Here is a 15644-nt window from a genome sequence, read left to right on the forward strand (position 1 = left end):
AAGGTCCCAGGAAACGCCAAGCGGGTCACAGGACTGGCCGCACATCCTGGGTGCATGAAGGTCGCGGCGCGTTCGTTGAGTGTGCGGGTCGCGGCGGCGATGGTGATGCTGGTCGCGGTGATGAGTCTCGTGATCGGCGCGCTGACGACCGCCGCGATCGGCTCGTACCTGACCAGGCAACTGGACGGGAAGGTGGAGGCGACGCAGGGCCGTGCGATCAACGCGCTGACCAAGGGCGATCTGAACGGGCCGCCGGGGGACGCGCCGCACGGGCAGGACGCGGGCACGGTGACGTTGTACCTGACCCCGACCGGTGTGGCGGGCAACGTGATCACCGCCGACGGGAAGCTGACCGGGCTCAGCGACCAGGCGATCGGCGTACTCGACGATGTGGCCGCAGGCGAGAACAGTACGGTCGACCTGCCTGATCTCGGCGAGTACCGGGTGCACGCATCCACCGTCGACGCGGTGACCGTGATCACCGGGCTCCCCACCAAGGACATCCAGAACACGATCAACAGCCTGATCGGGTGGGAGGCGCTCTTCGGCGGCATCGGCGTACTCACCGCGGGCGGCGTCGCGGTGTTCGTCGTACGGCGTCAATTGCGGCCGCTGCGCCGCGTCGCGCAGACGGCGCGCGAGGTGGCCGGTCTGCCGCTCGACACCGGCGAGATCGGGGTGACCGCACGAGTGCCGGATCAGCTCACGGACGAACGCACCGAGGTCGGCCAGGTCGCGGTCGCGCTGAACACGCTGCTCGGGCACATGGAGAACGCCCTCGACGCGCGTCATCGCAGCGAGCAGCAGGTCCGGCAGTTCGTCGCGGACGCCTCGCACGAGCTGCGTACGCCGCTGACGACGATCCACGGGTACGCCCAGCTCAGCCTGCACCAGGGCGACCCCGAACTGTTCACGCACGCGATGGGCAAGGTGATGGTCGAGACCACCCGGATGGCGTCACTGGTCGAGGACCTCCTGCTCCTCGCCCGCCTGGACGCCGGCCGGCCGCTCGACAGCCGCCCGGTCGACCTGTCCCGGCTCGCCCGCGACTCGGTCACCGACGCGCGGATCGTTGCCCCCAGCCACCATTGGGAGCTCGAGCTGCCGGCCGAACCGATCATCGTGATCGGCGACGAGCAGCGCCTGCATCAAGTCGTCGCCAACCTGCTCACCAACGCCCGCCGGCACACCCCGCCCGGCACGACGGTCACGGTCGCCGCCACCAGCAGCGATCGCTCCGCCCTGCTCACCATCCACGACGACGGCCCCGGCATCCCCGCCGACCTGCTCCCCAACGTCTTCCAGCGCTTCACCCGAGCCGACACCGCCCGCAACCGCTCCACCGGCGGCGCCGGCCTGGGCCTCTCGCTAGCCCAGTCCATAGCCCAAGCCCACCACGGCACCCTCACCCTCACCTCAACCCCGGGCAGCACCACCTTCACCCTCGCCCTCCCCCGCTAGAGCTCCTGTAGTTCCCCCACCACGTGCGCCAGGACAGCTGGTGCGCGAACCGGACCCTGTCGGCACGTCGTGGCCGAGACCCCCACATCCTGCGCCCGCCGCTGCGCGGCACCGGCCTCGTCGTCGGACACGTCCAACGCGTCGACCCGGTCGTGGTCCTGCGAGCCGTTGTTGTCGACCGGCCGACAGCGTGGTTGCAGCCGAGATTCATGAACTCTCCCGTGGTTGCCTTGTCCATGGCGCCCCGATCTCGCTGAACAGCGCCAGCTCGTCCGAGGCCCGGTCGATCCACTTCTCGACGTCGAGAACGATCGGCCGGCGCTCCAGTCCTTCGCCTTCCCATCGCACCAGCTCGGGTGCGATCAGCACCGGATCCGGCGCCGTCCGCACCGCCTCGACCACGCGGGTGAACCCACCCGTCGCGGCCAGCGGCACATACAGCGGGACCGTGGGATCCGCCCGATGCGCGAGCAGGTTCTCCAACAGATCGGCCCGGCCGTACTTCGTGTCGCCGATCAGATCCGCCTGGTACGTCAGGACAGCGCGCCCCTCCGACCCGTGCACGATCACCGACGCCTCGAGATGGTCGACGGCGCACAACGTGACCGCGATCAGGATCGGCGTACCGCGGCTGGTCGTGATCCGCACCGCGGAGGTGTCGTCGGACTCGATCGGGTTCGCGCGGTACAACTCGGTCTCGATCGACCGTACGTCGTCCACGCCGGTCGAACCGTCCAGCAGCAGGGCCGCCGCGGTCGCATGCGCGAGCGGGTTCGTGACCGCGCCGTCGACGACATCGATGCCGTCGAGCCGCCGCCTGCCGGACCACCGCGCACGCTGGAAGTACCTGGCCTTGCGCACCCACTTCCCCACCGCGCTGATGCCCCGGATCTCGCCGAGCTGCCCCTCGGCAACCATCGCCGCCAGCTTCAGCGTGGCCTCCGACGCCTGCGCCTGAAAGCCCACCTGGCACGCCCGCCCGGTCTCGGCCACCACCGCGGACAGCTGCTCGAACTCGGCCATCGACGCCGTCGGCGGCTTCTCCAGCAGTACGTCGGCGCCCGCGCGCATCGCCAGCTCCGCCAGCGGGACGTGCGTCTGGATCGGCGTACAGATCACCACGACGTCGACCTCGGTCGCCGCGAGCAACTCGTCCAGACCGCTGAAGACCTGGACGCTCACAGGCAGGTCCTCGGCGCCTTGCGGATCGGCGACCGCGACCAGTTCGGCCCGGCCGGCCTCCGCCAGCCGGGCGACGTTGCGGACATGGGAGGCGCCGTGGCCGTGGATTCCCACCACGGCCACGCGGGCCCCCGTCATCGGCAATCAGTTGCCGTCAGCAACACTATTTGAGCTCCCCGTTGACCTCGTCCAGGAACGCCTTGGCGGCCGCCTCCGGCGTCTGCCGCCCGAACAGTACCTCGGTCGTGTAGCGCTGGATGATCTTCTCCACCTGACCGCCACCGACCGGCGGCGCGGGCGACGGGTCACCGAGTTCCTTGCCGATGTCCTGGATGAACTTCGCGGACGCGGCGTCGGCGGGCTGCAGCTTCGACGTCACCGCGGAACGGATCTCCGTGTTCGGCGGCACACCCCGCTCGGCGAGCAGCACGCCACCAGCGGCGGGGTTGTTGGCAAGGTAGTTCACGAACTCCGTGGCCTCCTTCTGGTGCTTCGACCGCGCCGAGATCGACCAGAACATCGAGCCCTTGTAGTACGAGCCGTTGTCGGCGGCCTTGCCGTCGGTGCTCGGGATCCGCAGCAGCTTGAGCTGCTGGCCGGACGCCTTGCTGAAGGCGAGCAGCTGGTTGCTCCAGATGAAGCTCATCGCCAGCTTGCCGGTCGCGAACGCTGACTGGTCGAGCGAGGCGTTCATGTCCTGCGAGACCGCCTCGGCCGACGGGATCGCCTTCGCGTCCCGGAGCTTCAGGATGTACTTGAAGAAGTCGGTGGTTTTCTCCGGCGAGACGCCGAGCTTGCCGTCCTTTGTCCAGAGCGACTCGCCGTTCTGCCGGGCCCAGAGGTTCAGGCCGGCCTCGTTGCCGCCGAGCGTGCCGGTCCCGGTGATCTTCCCGCCGGTCTTGGTGGTGATCTCCGCGGCGATCCGGGCGAAGTCGTCCCAGGTCCAGGTGCTGTCGTCCGGGATCGGTACGCCGGCGGTCTTGAAGGCGGCCGGGTTCACGACCACCGCGAACGAGTTGATGCCGGCGTTCAGCCCGTACAGGCCACCGTCGAACTCACCGGCGCCGAGCGTGTCCGGCTCGAACTTGCCGGTGTCCAGGCCGTCGGCCTTCTTCAGGTCGAGCAGCGCGCCGCGGTCGGCGTACTCGCGCAGGTACTTCTCGTCCATCTGGATGATGTCCGGAGCGTCGTTCGCCGCGACCGTGGTGGCGAGCTTGTCCCAGTAGCCGGACCATTCGCCGAACTCACCCTTGATCGTGACGTTCGGATGGTCCTTCTGGTACGCGTCGATCACCTGCTGGGTGAGCTTCGTCCTGGTATCCGATCCCCACCAGGTGAATCGGAGCGTGACCTTGCCGCCGTCCGCGGACGACGACGCACCACCGGAGTCGCCACCACAGGCGCTCGCCGCCAGCAATGTGGTGGCCAGCGCCAGGGCTGTCAGGGCGCGTGGAATGTGCCTCATGAGGTGCACCTTTCAGGGGTTACTTGATGCCGGTGGTCGCGATGCCTTTGATCAGGAACCGCTGGCCGAGCAGGAAGGCGAGGAAGACCGGGACGAGGGACACGACCGACATCGCGAACATCGAGCCCCAGGACGAGCTGGAGGTCGAGTCGACGAACGACCGGAGGGCGACCGGGACGGTGTACATGTGCGGGTCGGTCAGGTAGATCAGCTGGCTGAAGAAGTCGTTCCAGGTCCAGATGAACGTGAAGATCGTCGTGGTGGCGAGCGCCGGGACCATCAGCGGAAGGATGATCCGGAGGAAGATCGAGGCCTTGCCGCAGCCGTCGATCCGGGCGGCCTCGTCCAGCTCGCGCGGGATACCGCGGATGAACTGCACCATCAAGAACACGAAGAACGCGTCGGTGGCGAGCAGCTTCGGCACGATCAGCGGCAGCACCGTGTTGATCCAGCCCAGGTGCGAGAACAAGATGTACTGCGGCACGATCACCACGTGGATCGGCAGCATGATGCTCAGCAGCATGATCGCGAACCAGAACTTCTTGCCCGCGAACTCCAGCCGGGCGAACGCGTACGCCGCCATCGAGCAGGACACCAGGTTGCCGAGGATCGAACCGAGCACCACGATTCCCGAGTTCAGCAGGTAGCGGGTGAACGGCTCGGTCAGCGCGTGCCAGCCGACCCGGTAGTTCTCGATCCGCAGGTCCTTCACCAGGATCCCGGGATCGCGGAAGATCTCGTTGCCCGGGCGCAGTGAGCTGACCACCATCCAGATCACCGGGTACAGCATCACCAGCGCGGAGCCGGCCAGCAGCACGTGGATCACCAGCGGCCGGATCCGGGACCAGGTAATCCGGACCGGCCGCGCGGCCACGGTGCTTCGGAGCGTTTCAGTCGTCATAGAACACCCAGTACTTCGAGGCGAAGAAGTTCGCGGCGGTGAAGACCCCGATGATCACGAGCAGGAACCACGCCATCGCGGAGGCGTAGCCCATGTCGAAGTTCCCGAAGCCCCGGTCGTAGAGGTACAGCGTGAAGAACATCGTCGAGTCCGACGGTCCGCCGCTGCCCCCGGAGACGACGAACGCCTGGGTGAACGACTGGAACGCGTGGATGATCTGCAGCACCAGGTTGAAGAAGATGATCGGCGTCAGCAGCGGCAGCGTGATGCTGAAGAACCGCCGCAGTACGCCGGCGCCGTCCACGGACGCGGCCTCGTAGTACATCATCGGGATCTGCCGCAGTCCGGCCAGGAAGATCACCATCGGCGATCCGAACGTCCACACGTTCAGTACGACGAGGGTGCCGAGCGCCGTACTGGGGTCGGAGATCCAGCCCTTGCCCTCGATGCCGAACATGTCGAGCACCTGGTTGAGCAGGCCCGTGGTGCCGAACACCTGGCGCCAGAGGATCGCGATCGCGACACTCGAGCCGAGCAGCGACGGCAGGTAGAACACCGAGCGGTAGAACGCCATCCCGCGGACGCCGCGGTCGAGTACGACGGCCAGCAGCAGGGCGATCGCCAGCTGCAGCGGGACCGAGACGAACACGTAGGTGAACGTCACCCGGAGCGAGTTGTGCAGCCGCTCGTCGGACAGCATCCGGGTGAAGTTCTCCAGGCCGATCCACTGCGGCGCCTGGATCAGGTTGTAGTCCGTGAAGGACAGGTACAGCGAGGCCGCCATCGGCCCGATCGTGATCAGGAACAGTCCCAGCAACCACGGCGCCAGGAACAGGTACCCGGCCAGGTTGTCCTTCTTCTGGCCGGGCGATTTCTTACCCCGGAGACTGCCGAGCTCACCTAGCGCACTCATGATCACCTGTTTCTTCCCCGTCGGCCTCCGGCCCGACGCCTCGGAAAGCGCTTGCCCTGGCCGGTCAAACTAGTACAAGAAACCGGTTCCCGCAATAGTTCATCGGTGTAGGAGATGACCGGATCCGGACCGCCTGTGCTGAGGTAGCAACCGTGGACGAGGACTTCCTGACCCTGCTGACCGAAGCGAACCGGAAACAGATTCCGCTCGTGCTCGGCAACTTTCCGAACGTTTCCGACAGTGTCCGGACCGTGGCCCGCAACGCCCGTCGACTGGTTTCCAGCTACGTCTGGGGAAGGTCGTCGTACCACCACGACGCCACCCTCCTAGGACCGCTCGCCCGGCTGGTCGACCAGCTCGCCGCGCGGCAGCACGAGGACGGCCTGTACGACGTCGGCAGCCTGCACTCACCGCCGGACAGCGCTTTCGCGATCCAGGACGTGTGCATGCTGTACGCGCTGCTCGACGCGGACGACCAGGCCGAGACCGCGCCGATACGCGCGACGCTGGCGTCGGTGGTCAAGAAGGCCGGGCCGGCGTTGGCTTCGGGTGGCGTGCATACGCCGAACCACCGCTGGGAGGTGTCGGCGGCGCTGGCTCGGGTAAACCATTTGTTCCCGGATCGGCGGTACGTGGCGCGGATCGACGACTGGCTCGACGAAGGCATCGACGCGACTCCGGACGGGATCTACAGCGAGCGGAGTTCGACGTACGCCGCCGAGGTGACGAACCCGTGTCTCCTCACGATCGCGTGGCTGCGCGCGAAGCCGGAGTTGCTGGACTACGTACGGCGGAACCTCGACGTGACGCTGTACTTGCTGGAGCCGAACGGCGAGGTGGACACGACCGCGTCGCGACGACAGGACCAGAAGGGCGTGCGAGAGGTCTGGTGGTATCTGACGCAGTTCCGCGAACTGGCACTGCACACGCACGACGGGCGGTTCACGACCGTTGCCAAGAGCATCGAAGCGCAGGGGACCGGTGAGCTCGGCGATTTCCTGGCCGAGGTGCTGGAGCGACCGGAGTTGTCCGCAGTTCTCCCGGCCGCGACACCGGCTCCGACGAACTTCGTGCAGCATTACCCGTCGCAGGCATCCGTTCGGATGCGGCGGGAAGGGCGGACCGCGGCGGTGTTCGGCGGCACCGACTTCCACGACCTGCCGTTGATCTCGTCGGGCCTCTCGACGAACCCGACGTTCTTCAAGCTCCGCAACGGTGCGGCGATCCTCGACTCGGTCCGCCTGTCGCCGCAGTTCTTCAGCACCGGGCATTTCCGCAGCGATGGACTCCACAGGCTGGGCGCGACTTCCTTCCGTCTGTTCCAAGAGGTCCAGGTTCCGTACCACCTGCCGCTCCCCCCGCGGTACCGCCGTCCGGACGGCCAGTACGCCCTCACCCCGGACGGCCGGTTCTACGCGGCAATGGATTTCGGGCACCGGCCGAAGCAGTACCGGACGTTGCGGACCGAGGTGACCGTGGCCGAGGTCGGCGACGGCTACGACCTGGCGTTCGAGTTCGCCGGCGACGCGACGGCGTACGCGATCGAGCTCTGTTTCCGCCCGGGCGGAACGCTTTCCGGCGTCGAAGCATTGGATGCTGCGGGCAACTACCAGCTGACGTCCGGGACCGGGAGCTACACCGTCGGCGCGGACCGGATCGAGTTCGGCCCGGGGAACGGCGCCGCCCGGGTAGCCATGGACCCGGGCGAGCGCTACACCTACCTAGGCGGCAGCCTCACCCCGGACGGACTCCGCGTATACCTGACCGGCCACACCCCAGGCCGCCAGGTGCTGAAGCTGCGCACCCCCTGACTATCCGGCCGTCCGCACGACGGTTTCGAGTAGGCCGTCGTGCGGAATCCGGAGTACGTGGACGCGGCGGCGCTGGTCGCGCAGATAGGTGCGCGACGAGGTGCTAAGCGTCGCCGTACGTCGCGTCGACCAGGTGATCGTGATCGTGGCCGGGCCGCGACGGATCACGATGCCGTCGGCAGTGGCCGTCCGGGTCTCGCCGTACGGCACGACGGTCCCGTCCGAGAAGACCACCTCGTCGCCCGGCTGCAGCACCAGCGGGACCTGCTCGGTCGCGGCCCCCGTCGCGGTCACCCGGCGGCTGACCGAGTGCGAGCCGATCACGAGTTCGGTCGACACCGAGCCGTCGGGCGTGCGGTAGCGGACGCGGTCCTTCGACGGGTACTCCGCGATCAGGTTGCTCTCGGCATCGGCCTTGCCGGCGCGGACCGTGCCCCAGCAGCCGGTCGCGGTCTGCTGCGCGTGGATCACGGTGCCGGCCGACGGGTGCCAGAGGAACCCGGTCCCGGCCTTGACCGCGCTGCCCTGCCGCTCGCCGAAGAAGGCGCCGAGATACAGGCCGGGGCGCCGTATGTAGAGGTAGTCCTGGTTGCCGAAGTCGTCGTGGCGCCGCTCGGTGAAGTTGTCTCGTCGCAGGTACGGGATGTTCGCGATCGCGGCCCGCTTGGCGCTCCGGGTCGGCAGCGTCTCGCCGTACGGCGCGTGCGCGATGATGCGCGGCGACGTGTCCTGCTTGGCCAGCGCCGGCACCGGAGCGGCGTCGGCGGCCCACGCCTGCCGGGTCGCCGTCTTGTCCTCGCGGGACGTGAAGAAGGCCCCGAAGTCCGGGACGGCGGGGACGAAGTGCGAGCCGAGGATGCTCCGGTCCGGGTCCGGGACGACATCGTCGTAGAACGCGACCGAGGTCCGGTCGGAGACGGCGTAGTACGTGAGCCAGCCGGAGCCGTCCGGTTCGCGGAGCAGGTTGTAGCCGAACCAGTCGGAGAACTTGCGCGTCATCGAGATCAGCAGCGGGTTCTTGGTCTGCAGGTAGAGCTCGGCCATCTCAGGGAGCATGACCTCGAAGTTGTAGTTGATGTCCATCCCGCGCGGATCGTAGAAGAACCCGGCCGGGCTCTGCGCCCACTTCGCGACGAACCGGATCCGGTCCTGCAGCTTGGTCCAGCGGGCCTGGTCGGGCAGCAGTCGCAGGGTGAGCGCCGAGCTCGCGACACCGGCGACAGCCTGGTTCGTGTACTCGAACGGGTCGTCCCAGACGACCGAGTTACCGGGGTCCAGGTACCAGTCGACTCCCTTGCGCAGGACACCTTCCAGTTGCGTCCGCCTGCTCGGCAACGCGTTTGCCTTGCGAAGGTTCGCCAGCGTCTTGGCGAGGTAGCCGATCCCGAAACCGCTGGACGCTTTGCCGCGCTCACCCGGGGAGTACTCCGGCCACGAGCCGTCCGGGTTCTGCAGGCCCAGGTAGTGCTGCAGGGCTGCGTCGAGCCGGCCGAGCAGTGCGTTGTTGCGGTAGTACGGGTTCCAGGCCCGCTTGTTCGCGTAGAACCAGCTCAGCGTGAAAACGTGTTCCTGCACGCGCGAGTTGAACGGCTGCGACGGCGTGCGCCACCAGCCGCCGCCCATGAACCCGTACGGATTGGTGTCGACGATGTCGTTCGTCATCGGCGCGAGGATCACCAGGTACCCCGCGAACCGCTGTTCTCCGGGCGCGAACAGCCGTCGATCGGGTGCTCCGGCCGGCAGGCTCGCCAGCAGCGGGAGACCGGCGGCACCAGCCGGTGCCGACATCATCGCGGGCGCGAGCCCGGCGGCTGCGGCCGCGCCGAGCAGGACGGTACGACGTTTGACGTGCATGACTGAACTCCTGAAGTAGTTGCAGCGGATGGTGCGACGCACTCCTCGCGACGATCGGAACAGCGGCGAGTTTTCTGTGCCGGACCGGCCGCGGTCAAGACCTTGGCTTTAGTAATCCGGATTAGCAGCCGAAGCGAGCCCTTGACGACGATCCGCGAACTGTTCTAATGTCCCCGGCAATCCGTATTACCGTGAAGGATCGATCGATGCCGGACAAAGCCACCACCCGACTCACCCAACGCGACATCGCGCGACTGGCGAAGGTCAGCCAGACGACGGTGTCGCTGGTGCTGAACAACCGCAGCGACGCGATCGCGCGGATCCCGGCCGAGACCCGGGACCGGGTCCTGAAGGTGATCCGCGAGACCGGCTACCAGGCCGATCCGCTGGCCCGCCGGATGACGAAGCAGCGCAACCAGATCCTCGGCGTGTTCACCTACGAGTCGGTGTTCCCGAGTGCGAGCGGCGACTTCTACCACCCGTTCCTGGCCGGTATCGAGGATCGCGCCGAGCGCCTCGGATGGGACCTGCTGCTGTTCACCAGTGCTCCGGTGACCGACGGGCATCGGCGGATCTTCCACGAGAACAACCGGCTGCGGATCGCCGACGGCTGCCTGCTGCTCGGGCGCGAGATTCCTTCCGACGAGCTCGCCCGGTTGATCACCGAGGACTATCCGTTCGTCTCGGTCGGCCGCCGCGACGACGCCGGCGCCCCGGTGCCGTACGTCGGCGCCGACTACGGCACCGCCACCCGGACCGTCGCGGAACGGGCGCAGGAACTCGGCCACCGGCGGATCGCCTTCGTCGGGCTCGGTGTCGGCGCCGAGTCGTCGGCCGACCGGCTCCGGGGTTTCCGCGAGGCCGCCGGCCCGCGCGCACCGCATGTGCCGACCCTCGATCGTTCGCCGGGCGAAGTGCTCGACGACCTGCTGGATCGGCGCATCACCGCGGCGTTCGTCGAGGAGCGGGCCGACGCGATCGCGTTGTACGCCGCGGCGGCCGAGCGCGGAGTCGACGTACCGGGCGACCTGTCCGTGGTCGCGCTCGGTGACTCGACGCGGCCTGTCGCCAGCGATCTCGACTTCAGCGGCTTCCACGTCCCGCGGCGAGCCATGGGCGTGCGTGCGGTCGAGCTGCTCGAGGCGGTCCTCAGCGGGACCTCCACCGAGCAGCAACTGCTGCTCGCCTGCGAGCTGACCGACGGAATCACACTCACTCCACCCAAAGGTGCCTGAATGCATACCGATGTACTTGTGATCGGCGGCGGACTCGGCGGCGTTGCCGCGGCTCTCGCCGCGCTGCGTGCCGGTCGCTCGGTGATCCTGACCGAGGAGTTCGACTGGCTCGGCGGACAGCTGACCAGCCAGGCCGTCCCGCCGGACGAGCACAGCTGGGTCGAACAGTTCGGCGTCACGGCGTCGTACCGGACGCTGCGCAACGGGATCCGTGACTACTACCGCCGCCACTACCCGCTGACCTCGGCGTCGCGAGCCTCGTCCGACCTCAACCCAGGCGCCGGGTACGTCTCCAAGCTCTGCCACGAGCCGCGGGTCGCGCTCGCCGTGCTGGAGGAGATGCTCGCTCCGTACCGAGCCAGCCGCCGGCTTCAGGTGCTGCAGCCGTACCGGCCCGTGGCCGCGGACACCGACGGCGATCGGGTCACCGCGGTCACCGTGCAGCATCGCGACACCGAGGAACGGCTGACGCTGACCGCGCCGTACATCCTCGACGCGACCGAGACCGGTGAGCTGCTGCCGCTGACCGGGACCGAGTACGTGACCGGGTTCGAGGCGCAGGGCGAAACCGGCGAGCCGAGCGCTCCGGCCGAAGCGCAGCCGCTCAACATGCAGGCGGTGTCGTACTGCTTCGCGGTCGATCACGTGGACGGCGACCACGTCGGGGACAAGCCGGCGAACTACGCGTTCTGGCGGAACTACCAGCCGTCGTTCTGGGGCGATCGCCTGCTGTCCTGGACCGCGCCGAACCCACGAACGCTGGAGAGCTCGCAGCGGACGTTCACCCCCAACCCCGACGACGACCCGCTCGCGGTGGTCGCGGACCAGCGGCGCACGGGCGGCGACACGAACCTGTGGACGTTCCGCCGGATCGCGGCCCGCCGGCACTTCGTCCCGGGCGCGTACGAGAGCGACATCTGCCTGGTGAACTGGCCGATGATCGACTACTTCGAAGGCCCGGTCATCGACGTACCGGACGGGGCGAAGCATCTCGCGGCGGCTCGTGAACTCTCGCACGCCGTCTTCTACTGGCTGCAGACCGAGGCGCCACGGGCCGACGGTGGCACCGGCTTTCCCGGACTGCGGTTGCGGGGCGATCTGGTCGGCTCCGCGGACGGTCTGGCGCAGGCGCCGTACATCCGCGAATCCCGGCGGATCAAGGCGGAGTACACGATCGTCGAGCAGGACCTCTCGGTCGCCGTCCGCGGCGCGCAGGGAGCGGTCGAGTACGACGACAGCGTCGGTATCGGGATGTACCGGATCGACCTGCACCCCTCGACCGGTGGCGACAACTACATCGACGTGGCCAGCAGCCCGTTCCGGATCCCGCTCGGCGCGCTCATCCCGGAGCGCGTCGAGAACCTGCTGCCCGCGAACAAGAACCTCGGCACCACGCACATCACCAACGGCTGCTACCGGCTGCATCCCGTCGAGTGGAACATCGGCGAGTCCGCCGGCGCGCTCGCGGCGTTCTGCCTCGACCGCGGGACCGCCCCGCGCGCAGTTCGCAACACCCCTGCTCTGCTCGCCGAGTTCCAGGACCACCTGGTTGCTCAGGGCATCGAACTCGCGTGGCCGGACGTCACCGGCTACTGATGGAGGACTGACCGATGAAACTCCGTTCCTTGACAGCGGCCGGTGTGGCCGCAGCTCTGCTCGCCCTCGCGGGCTGCGGCGGCTCGTCCGACGGCGACTCCGGCGCCCCGGGTCCGGTGGACCTGCGGATGACGATCTGGAGCGCCAACGCCAAGCATCTGGCGTTGTTCGACCAGATCGCCGCCGACTACAAGTTGGACCATCCCGAGGTCGGCAAGATCACCTTCGAGTCGATCCCGTTCGACAGCTACACGACTACCCTGACCACGCAGATCGGCGGCGGCAACGTGCCGGACCTGGCGTGGATCTTCGAGAGCAACGCGCCGGACTTCGTCAGTTCGGGCGCGCTCGAGCCGATCGACAAGGACGCCGATCTGCTGCCGAGTACGACGGCCAACTGGGAGAAGGACGGCAAGCTCTACGCGTACCCGTTCTCCACCTCGCCGCTGGGGGTGTTCGTGAACACCGACCTGGTGAAAGCGGCGGGGCGGCCGGCTCCGGCCCAGCAGATCGCGTCCGGGACCTGGACCTGGGAGGAGGCGGCCAAGACCGCAGCCGCCGTACAGGCCCGCGGTAAGGGCGGGCTCGTGGTCGGCGACTTCGACTACAAGGGCTGGGACACGCTGAACGCGATCTGGTCCGGCTGGGGCGCGCGGCCGTGGAGCGAGGACGGCAAGACCTGCCAGTTCGACCAGCCGGCGATGGTGGATGCGATGACGTTCGTCCACAAGCTGATCTTCACCGACAAGGGCATGCCGGGGCCGGGTGTGACGAAGGACTTCTACGCCGGCGACTCGGCGATGGTCCTGACCCAGATCAGCCGGGCCGCTCTGCTCGAGAAGTCCAAGTTCAAGTGGGACCTGGTGCCGCTCCCCAAGGGCCCGTCGGGTGAGTACTCCGTCGTCGGGCAGGCCGGGATCGGCGTCTTCAAACGCGGCAAGCACGCCGACGAGGCCAAGAAGTTCCTGGCGTACTTCAGCAACGCCGAGAACTCGGCGAAGCTCGCGCAGTTCTTCCCGCCGCCGCGCAAGTCGCAGCTGAACGCCGCGACGCTCGCCAAGGCCAACCCGCTGCTCAAGCCGGCACAGCTCGACAGCGTCGTCGTCAAGGGCATCGAGAACGGCACGATCAAGCCCAGCCACACCGGGTACGCCGAGCTGCAGCAGACCGTCCGCGCAGCGCTCGACCCGCTGTGGAAGCCGGACGCGGACGTGAAGACCGTACTGTCCGGCGTCTGCTCGAAGATCAACCCCCTGCTGGCGAAATGACCTTGCTCCTCGACAAGCCGGCGCCTCCCCGGGCGCCGGCGGAGCGTGCGCCGTACTGGACGATGCGGCGGCGGGACACCTTGGCCGGATGGCTGATGGTGTTGCCGCAGCTCGCCGGGATCGTTGCCTTCGTCATCGTTCCGCTCGGGCTCGTGGTCTGGTACAGCGTGCATGAGTGGAACGTGCTCGGTGGCACGTTCGAGTTCGTCGGCGGTGACAACTATGCTGCGCTGGCTTCCGATGCCCGGTTGGGTCCGGTGCTCAGGGCAACGGGTCTGTTCTCGGCCGGGCTGGTGGTGCTGAACCTTAGCCTGGCCCTGTTCCTCGCCGTCCTGCTGAACCAGAAACTGCGCGGAACGGTCATTTTCCGGACTCTGTTCTTCTCGCCGGTCGTCGTGACGCTCGTCGCCTGGACGATCGTGTGGGGTTTCCTGCTCCAGGACAACGGCGGAATCAATGGTTTCCTGGATCTGCTCGGGATCGACGGGCCGAACTGGCTGCGCTCCAGCGGTACGGCGATGGCGTCGGTGATCGTGGTCCAGCTGTTCAAGAACGTCGGCCTCAACATGGTGCTGTTCCTCGCCGCGTTGCAGGGTGTTCCGGCGGAGCTGTACGAGGCTGCCCGGATCGACGGTGCGTCCGCGTGCGCCCGGTTCCGTCGGGTGACCGTGCCGCTGATCAGTCCGACCATCCTGCTGACGATGATCCTGACCATCGTCGGATCGCTGCAGGTGTTCGCGCAGATCGCCGTACTGACCCAAGGCGGACCCGAGACGTCGACGACCGTCCTCGTCTACTACCTGTACCAGCAGGCGTTCCAGTTCCATCACTTCGGGTACGGCTCGGCGCTGTCGCTGCTGCTGTTCTTCATCGTCCTGGTGCTGACCGCAGTTCAGTGGCGGATGCGTCGTAGGTGGGTGTTCCATGAGGCTTAAGTTGCTGATCTACGGCGTACTGCTGGTGTGTTGTGTGCCGTTCGTGTTCCCGATCTGGTGGATGGCGACGACCTCGCTGAAGCCGGTGGCCGAGATCTTCGCGTTCCCGCCGTCGTTGCTGCCGGGATCGCCGACGCTGGACGCCTATCGGCAGGTGTTCGAGTTGCAGCCGTTCGGCCGGCAGTACCTGAACAGCCTCTACATCGCGCTGATCGTCACCATCGGGACGCTGGCGGTGTCGTCGCTCGCCGGGTACGCGTTCGCGCGGGTCAAGTTCCGCGGCGCCGGGGTCGTGTTCCTCGTCGTACTCAGTGGGCTGCTCGTGCCGAACGAGGTGACGATCATCCCGCTGTACCGGATGTTCGACGCATTCGGGCTGGTGGACACGCATTGGCCGCTGATCCTGATCCCGATGCTCGGCGCACCGAGCGTGCTGGCGACGTTCATCATGCGGCAGTTCTTCATCACGCTGCCGACCGAGCTCGAGGAGGCCGGCCGCGTCGACGGGCTGGGCCGCTTCGGTCTCTTCTGGCGCGTGTGCCTCCCGCTGGCCAGGCCGGCGATCGGCGCGGTGTCGATCTTCACGTTCCTGCACAGCTGGAACCTCTACCTCGAGCCGATCGTGTTCCTCTCCTCGAAGCAGAAGTTCACCGTCCCCCAGGCCCTCACCCAGTACGTCGACGCGTACGGCGGACCCATGTGGAACACCCAACTCGCGGCCGCGACCCTCTCCGCACTCCCCGTCCTCATCATCTTCGTCCTGGCCCAACGCCAGTTCGTCGAAGGCCTCGCCCAAACCGGCCTGAAGGGCTAACCACACGGAGATCCTCCGGTTACGTCCGAAGAAGCGGTGTGACGTTGCACCGCTTCTTCGGACGCAACGTCAGGCTTGGACCTGGTAGCCGAACTGGAGTGCTAGTCCGGAGGCCGAGGTGGAGTTGCTCCGTCACCACGCGGACCACGAGGACCCGGCCCGGCTGGCGTACGAGGGCTATCCGTTCGTGTACGTCGGTCATCGGGAGG

12 protein-coding genes are annotated in these 15644 nt (G+C 67.6%); 7 read left to right on the plus strand and 5 right to left on the minus strand.

Annotated elements, in window-relative coordinates; all coding sequences use genetic code 11:
- Nucleotides 1-54 precede the first annotated feature (54 nt).
- Nucleotides 55-1461, plus strand: coding sequence for a sensor histidine kinase (locus ACWF0M_RS20310; RefSeq protein WP_452237238.1), 1407 nt, complete (start codon nucleotides 55-57; stop codon nucleotides 1459-1461).
- 207 nt (nucleotides 1462-1668) lie between these two features.
- Here the strand turns inward: ACWF0M_RS20310 and ACWF0M_RS20315 are convergent, their stop codons facing one another.
- The 4 genes from ACWF0M_RS20315 to ACWF0M_RS20330 are packed head-to-tail and all read right to left on the minus strand — an operon-like array spanning nucleotide 1669 to nucleotide 5922.
- On the minus strand, nucleotides 1669-2781 hold the full coding sequence (locus ACWF0M_RS20315) for a Gfo/Idh/MocA family protein (RefSeq protein WP_452237239.1): 1113 nt from the start codon (nucleotides 2779-2781) through the stop codon (nucleotides 1669-1671).
- A 25-nt stretch (nucleotides 2782-2806) separates the two neighbouring features.
- Nucleotides 2807-4108, minus strand: coding sequence for an ABC transporter substrate-binding protein (locus tag ACWF0M_RS20320; RefSeq protein ID WP_452237240.1), 1302 nt, complete (start codon nucleotides 4106-4108; stop codon nucleotides 2807-2809).
- 19 nt (nucleotides 4109-4127) lie between these two features.
- On the minus strand, nucleotides 4128-5009 hold the full coding sequence (locus ACWF0M_RS20325; protein WP_452237241.1) for a carbohydrate ABC transporter permease: 882 nt from the start codon (nucleotides 5007-5009) through the stop codon (nucleotides 4128-4130).
- Entirely contained in the window at nucleotides 4999-5922 is a 924-nt protein-coding gene (locus ACWF0M_RS20330) for a carbohydrate ABC transporter permease (protein ID WP_452237242.1), read from the minus strand. Before ACWF0M_RS20330 ends, ACWF0M_RS20325 begins: the two co-directional genes overlap by 11 nt.
- A gap of 152 nt (nucleotides 5923-6074) precedes the next feature.
- Here ACWF0M_RS20330 and ACWF0M_RS20335 point away from each other — a divergent pair, with 152 nt between their 5' ends.
- Nucleotides 6075-7733 carry a hypothetical protein gene (locus ACWF0M_RS20335; protein WP_452237243.1) on the plus strand — a complete coding sequence of 553 codons (1659 nt, stop codon included), beginning with the start codon at nucleotides 6075-6077 and terminating at the stop codon, nucleotides 7731-7733.
- On the opposite strand, the gene ACWF0M_RS20340 is transcribed toward ACWF0M_RS20335, so the two are convergent.
- Complete coding sequence (locus ACWF0M_RS20340) at nucleotides 7734-9587, minus strand: hypothetical protein (protein WP_452237244.1); 1854 nt, start codon at nucleotides 9585-9587, stop codon at nucleotides 7734-7736.
- Between the two features lie 206 nt (nucleotides 9588-9793).
- On the opposite strand from ACWF0M_RS20340, the gene ACWF0M_RS20345 reads away from it, so the two are divergent.
- Genes ACWF0M_RS20345 through ACWF0M_RS20365 form a run of 5 tightly spaced genes read left to right on the plus strand, consistent with a single transcriptional unit; the run spans nucleotide 9794 to nucleotide 15435 of the window.
- Nucleotides 9794-10822, plus strand: coding sequence for a LacI family DNA-binding transcriptional regulator (locus ACWF0M_RS20345; RefSeq protein ID WP_452237245.1), 1029 nt, complete (start codon nucleotides 9794-9796; stop codon nucleotides 10820-10822).
- Nucleotides 10823-12418: an FAD-dependent oxidoreductase gene (locus tag ACWF0M_RS20350; RefSeq protein ID WP_452237246.1), complete on the plus strand. Its 1596-nt coding sequence runs from the start codon at nucleotides 10823-10825 to the stop codon at nucleotides 12416-12418.
- 14 nt (nucleotides 12419-12432) lie between these two features.
- A complete protein-coding gene (locus ACWF0M_RS20355) occupies nucleotides 12433-13686 on the plus strand; it encodes an ABC transporter substrate-binding protein (RefSeq protein ID WP_452237247.1) in 1254 nt (417 codons plus the stop codon).
- The gene (locus tag ACWF0M_RS20360; protein WP_452237248.1) at nucleotides 13683-14621 is read left to right on the plus strand and encodes a carbohydrate ABC transporter permease; all 939 of its coding nucleotides are present in this window, start codon (nucleotides 13683-13685) and stop codon (nucleotides 14619-14621) included. The genes ACWF0M_RS20355 and ACWF0M_RS20360 overlap by 4 nt, the downstream gene beginning before the upstream one ends.
- Nucleotides 14611-15435, plus strand: coding sequence for a carbohydrate ABC transporter permease (locus ACWF0M_RS20365; protein WP_452237249.1), 825 nt, complete (start codon nucleotides 14611-14613; stop codon nucleotides 15433-15435). The genes ACWF0M_RS20360 and ACWF0M_RS20365 overlap by 11 nt, the downstream gene beginning before the upstream one ends.
- The last annotated feature ends 209 nt before the right edge of the window (nucleotides 15436-15644 follow it).

The organism is Kribbella sp. NPDC055110 (assembly GCF_053607525.1).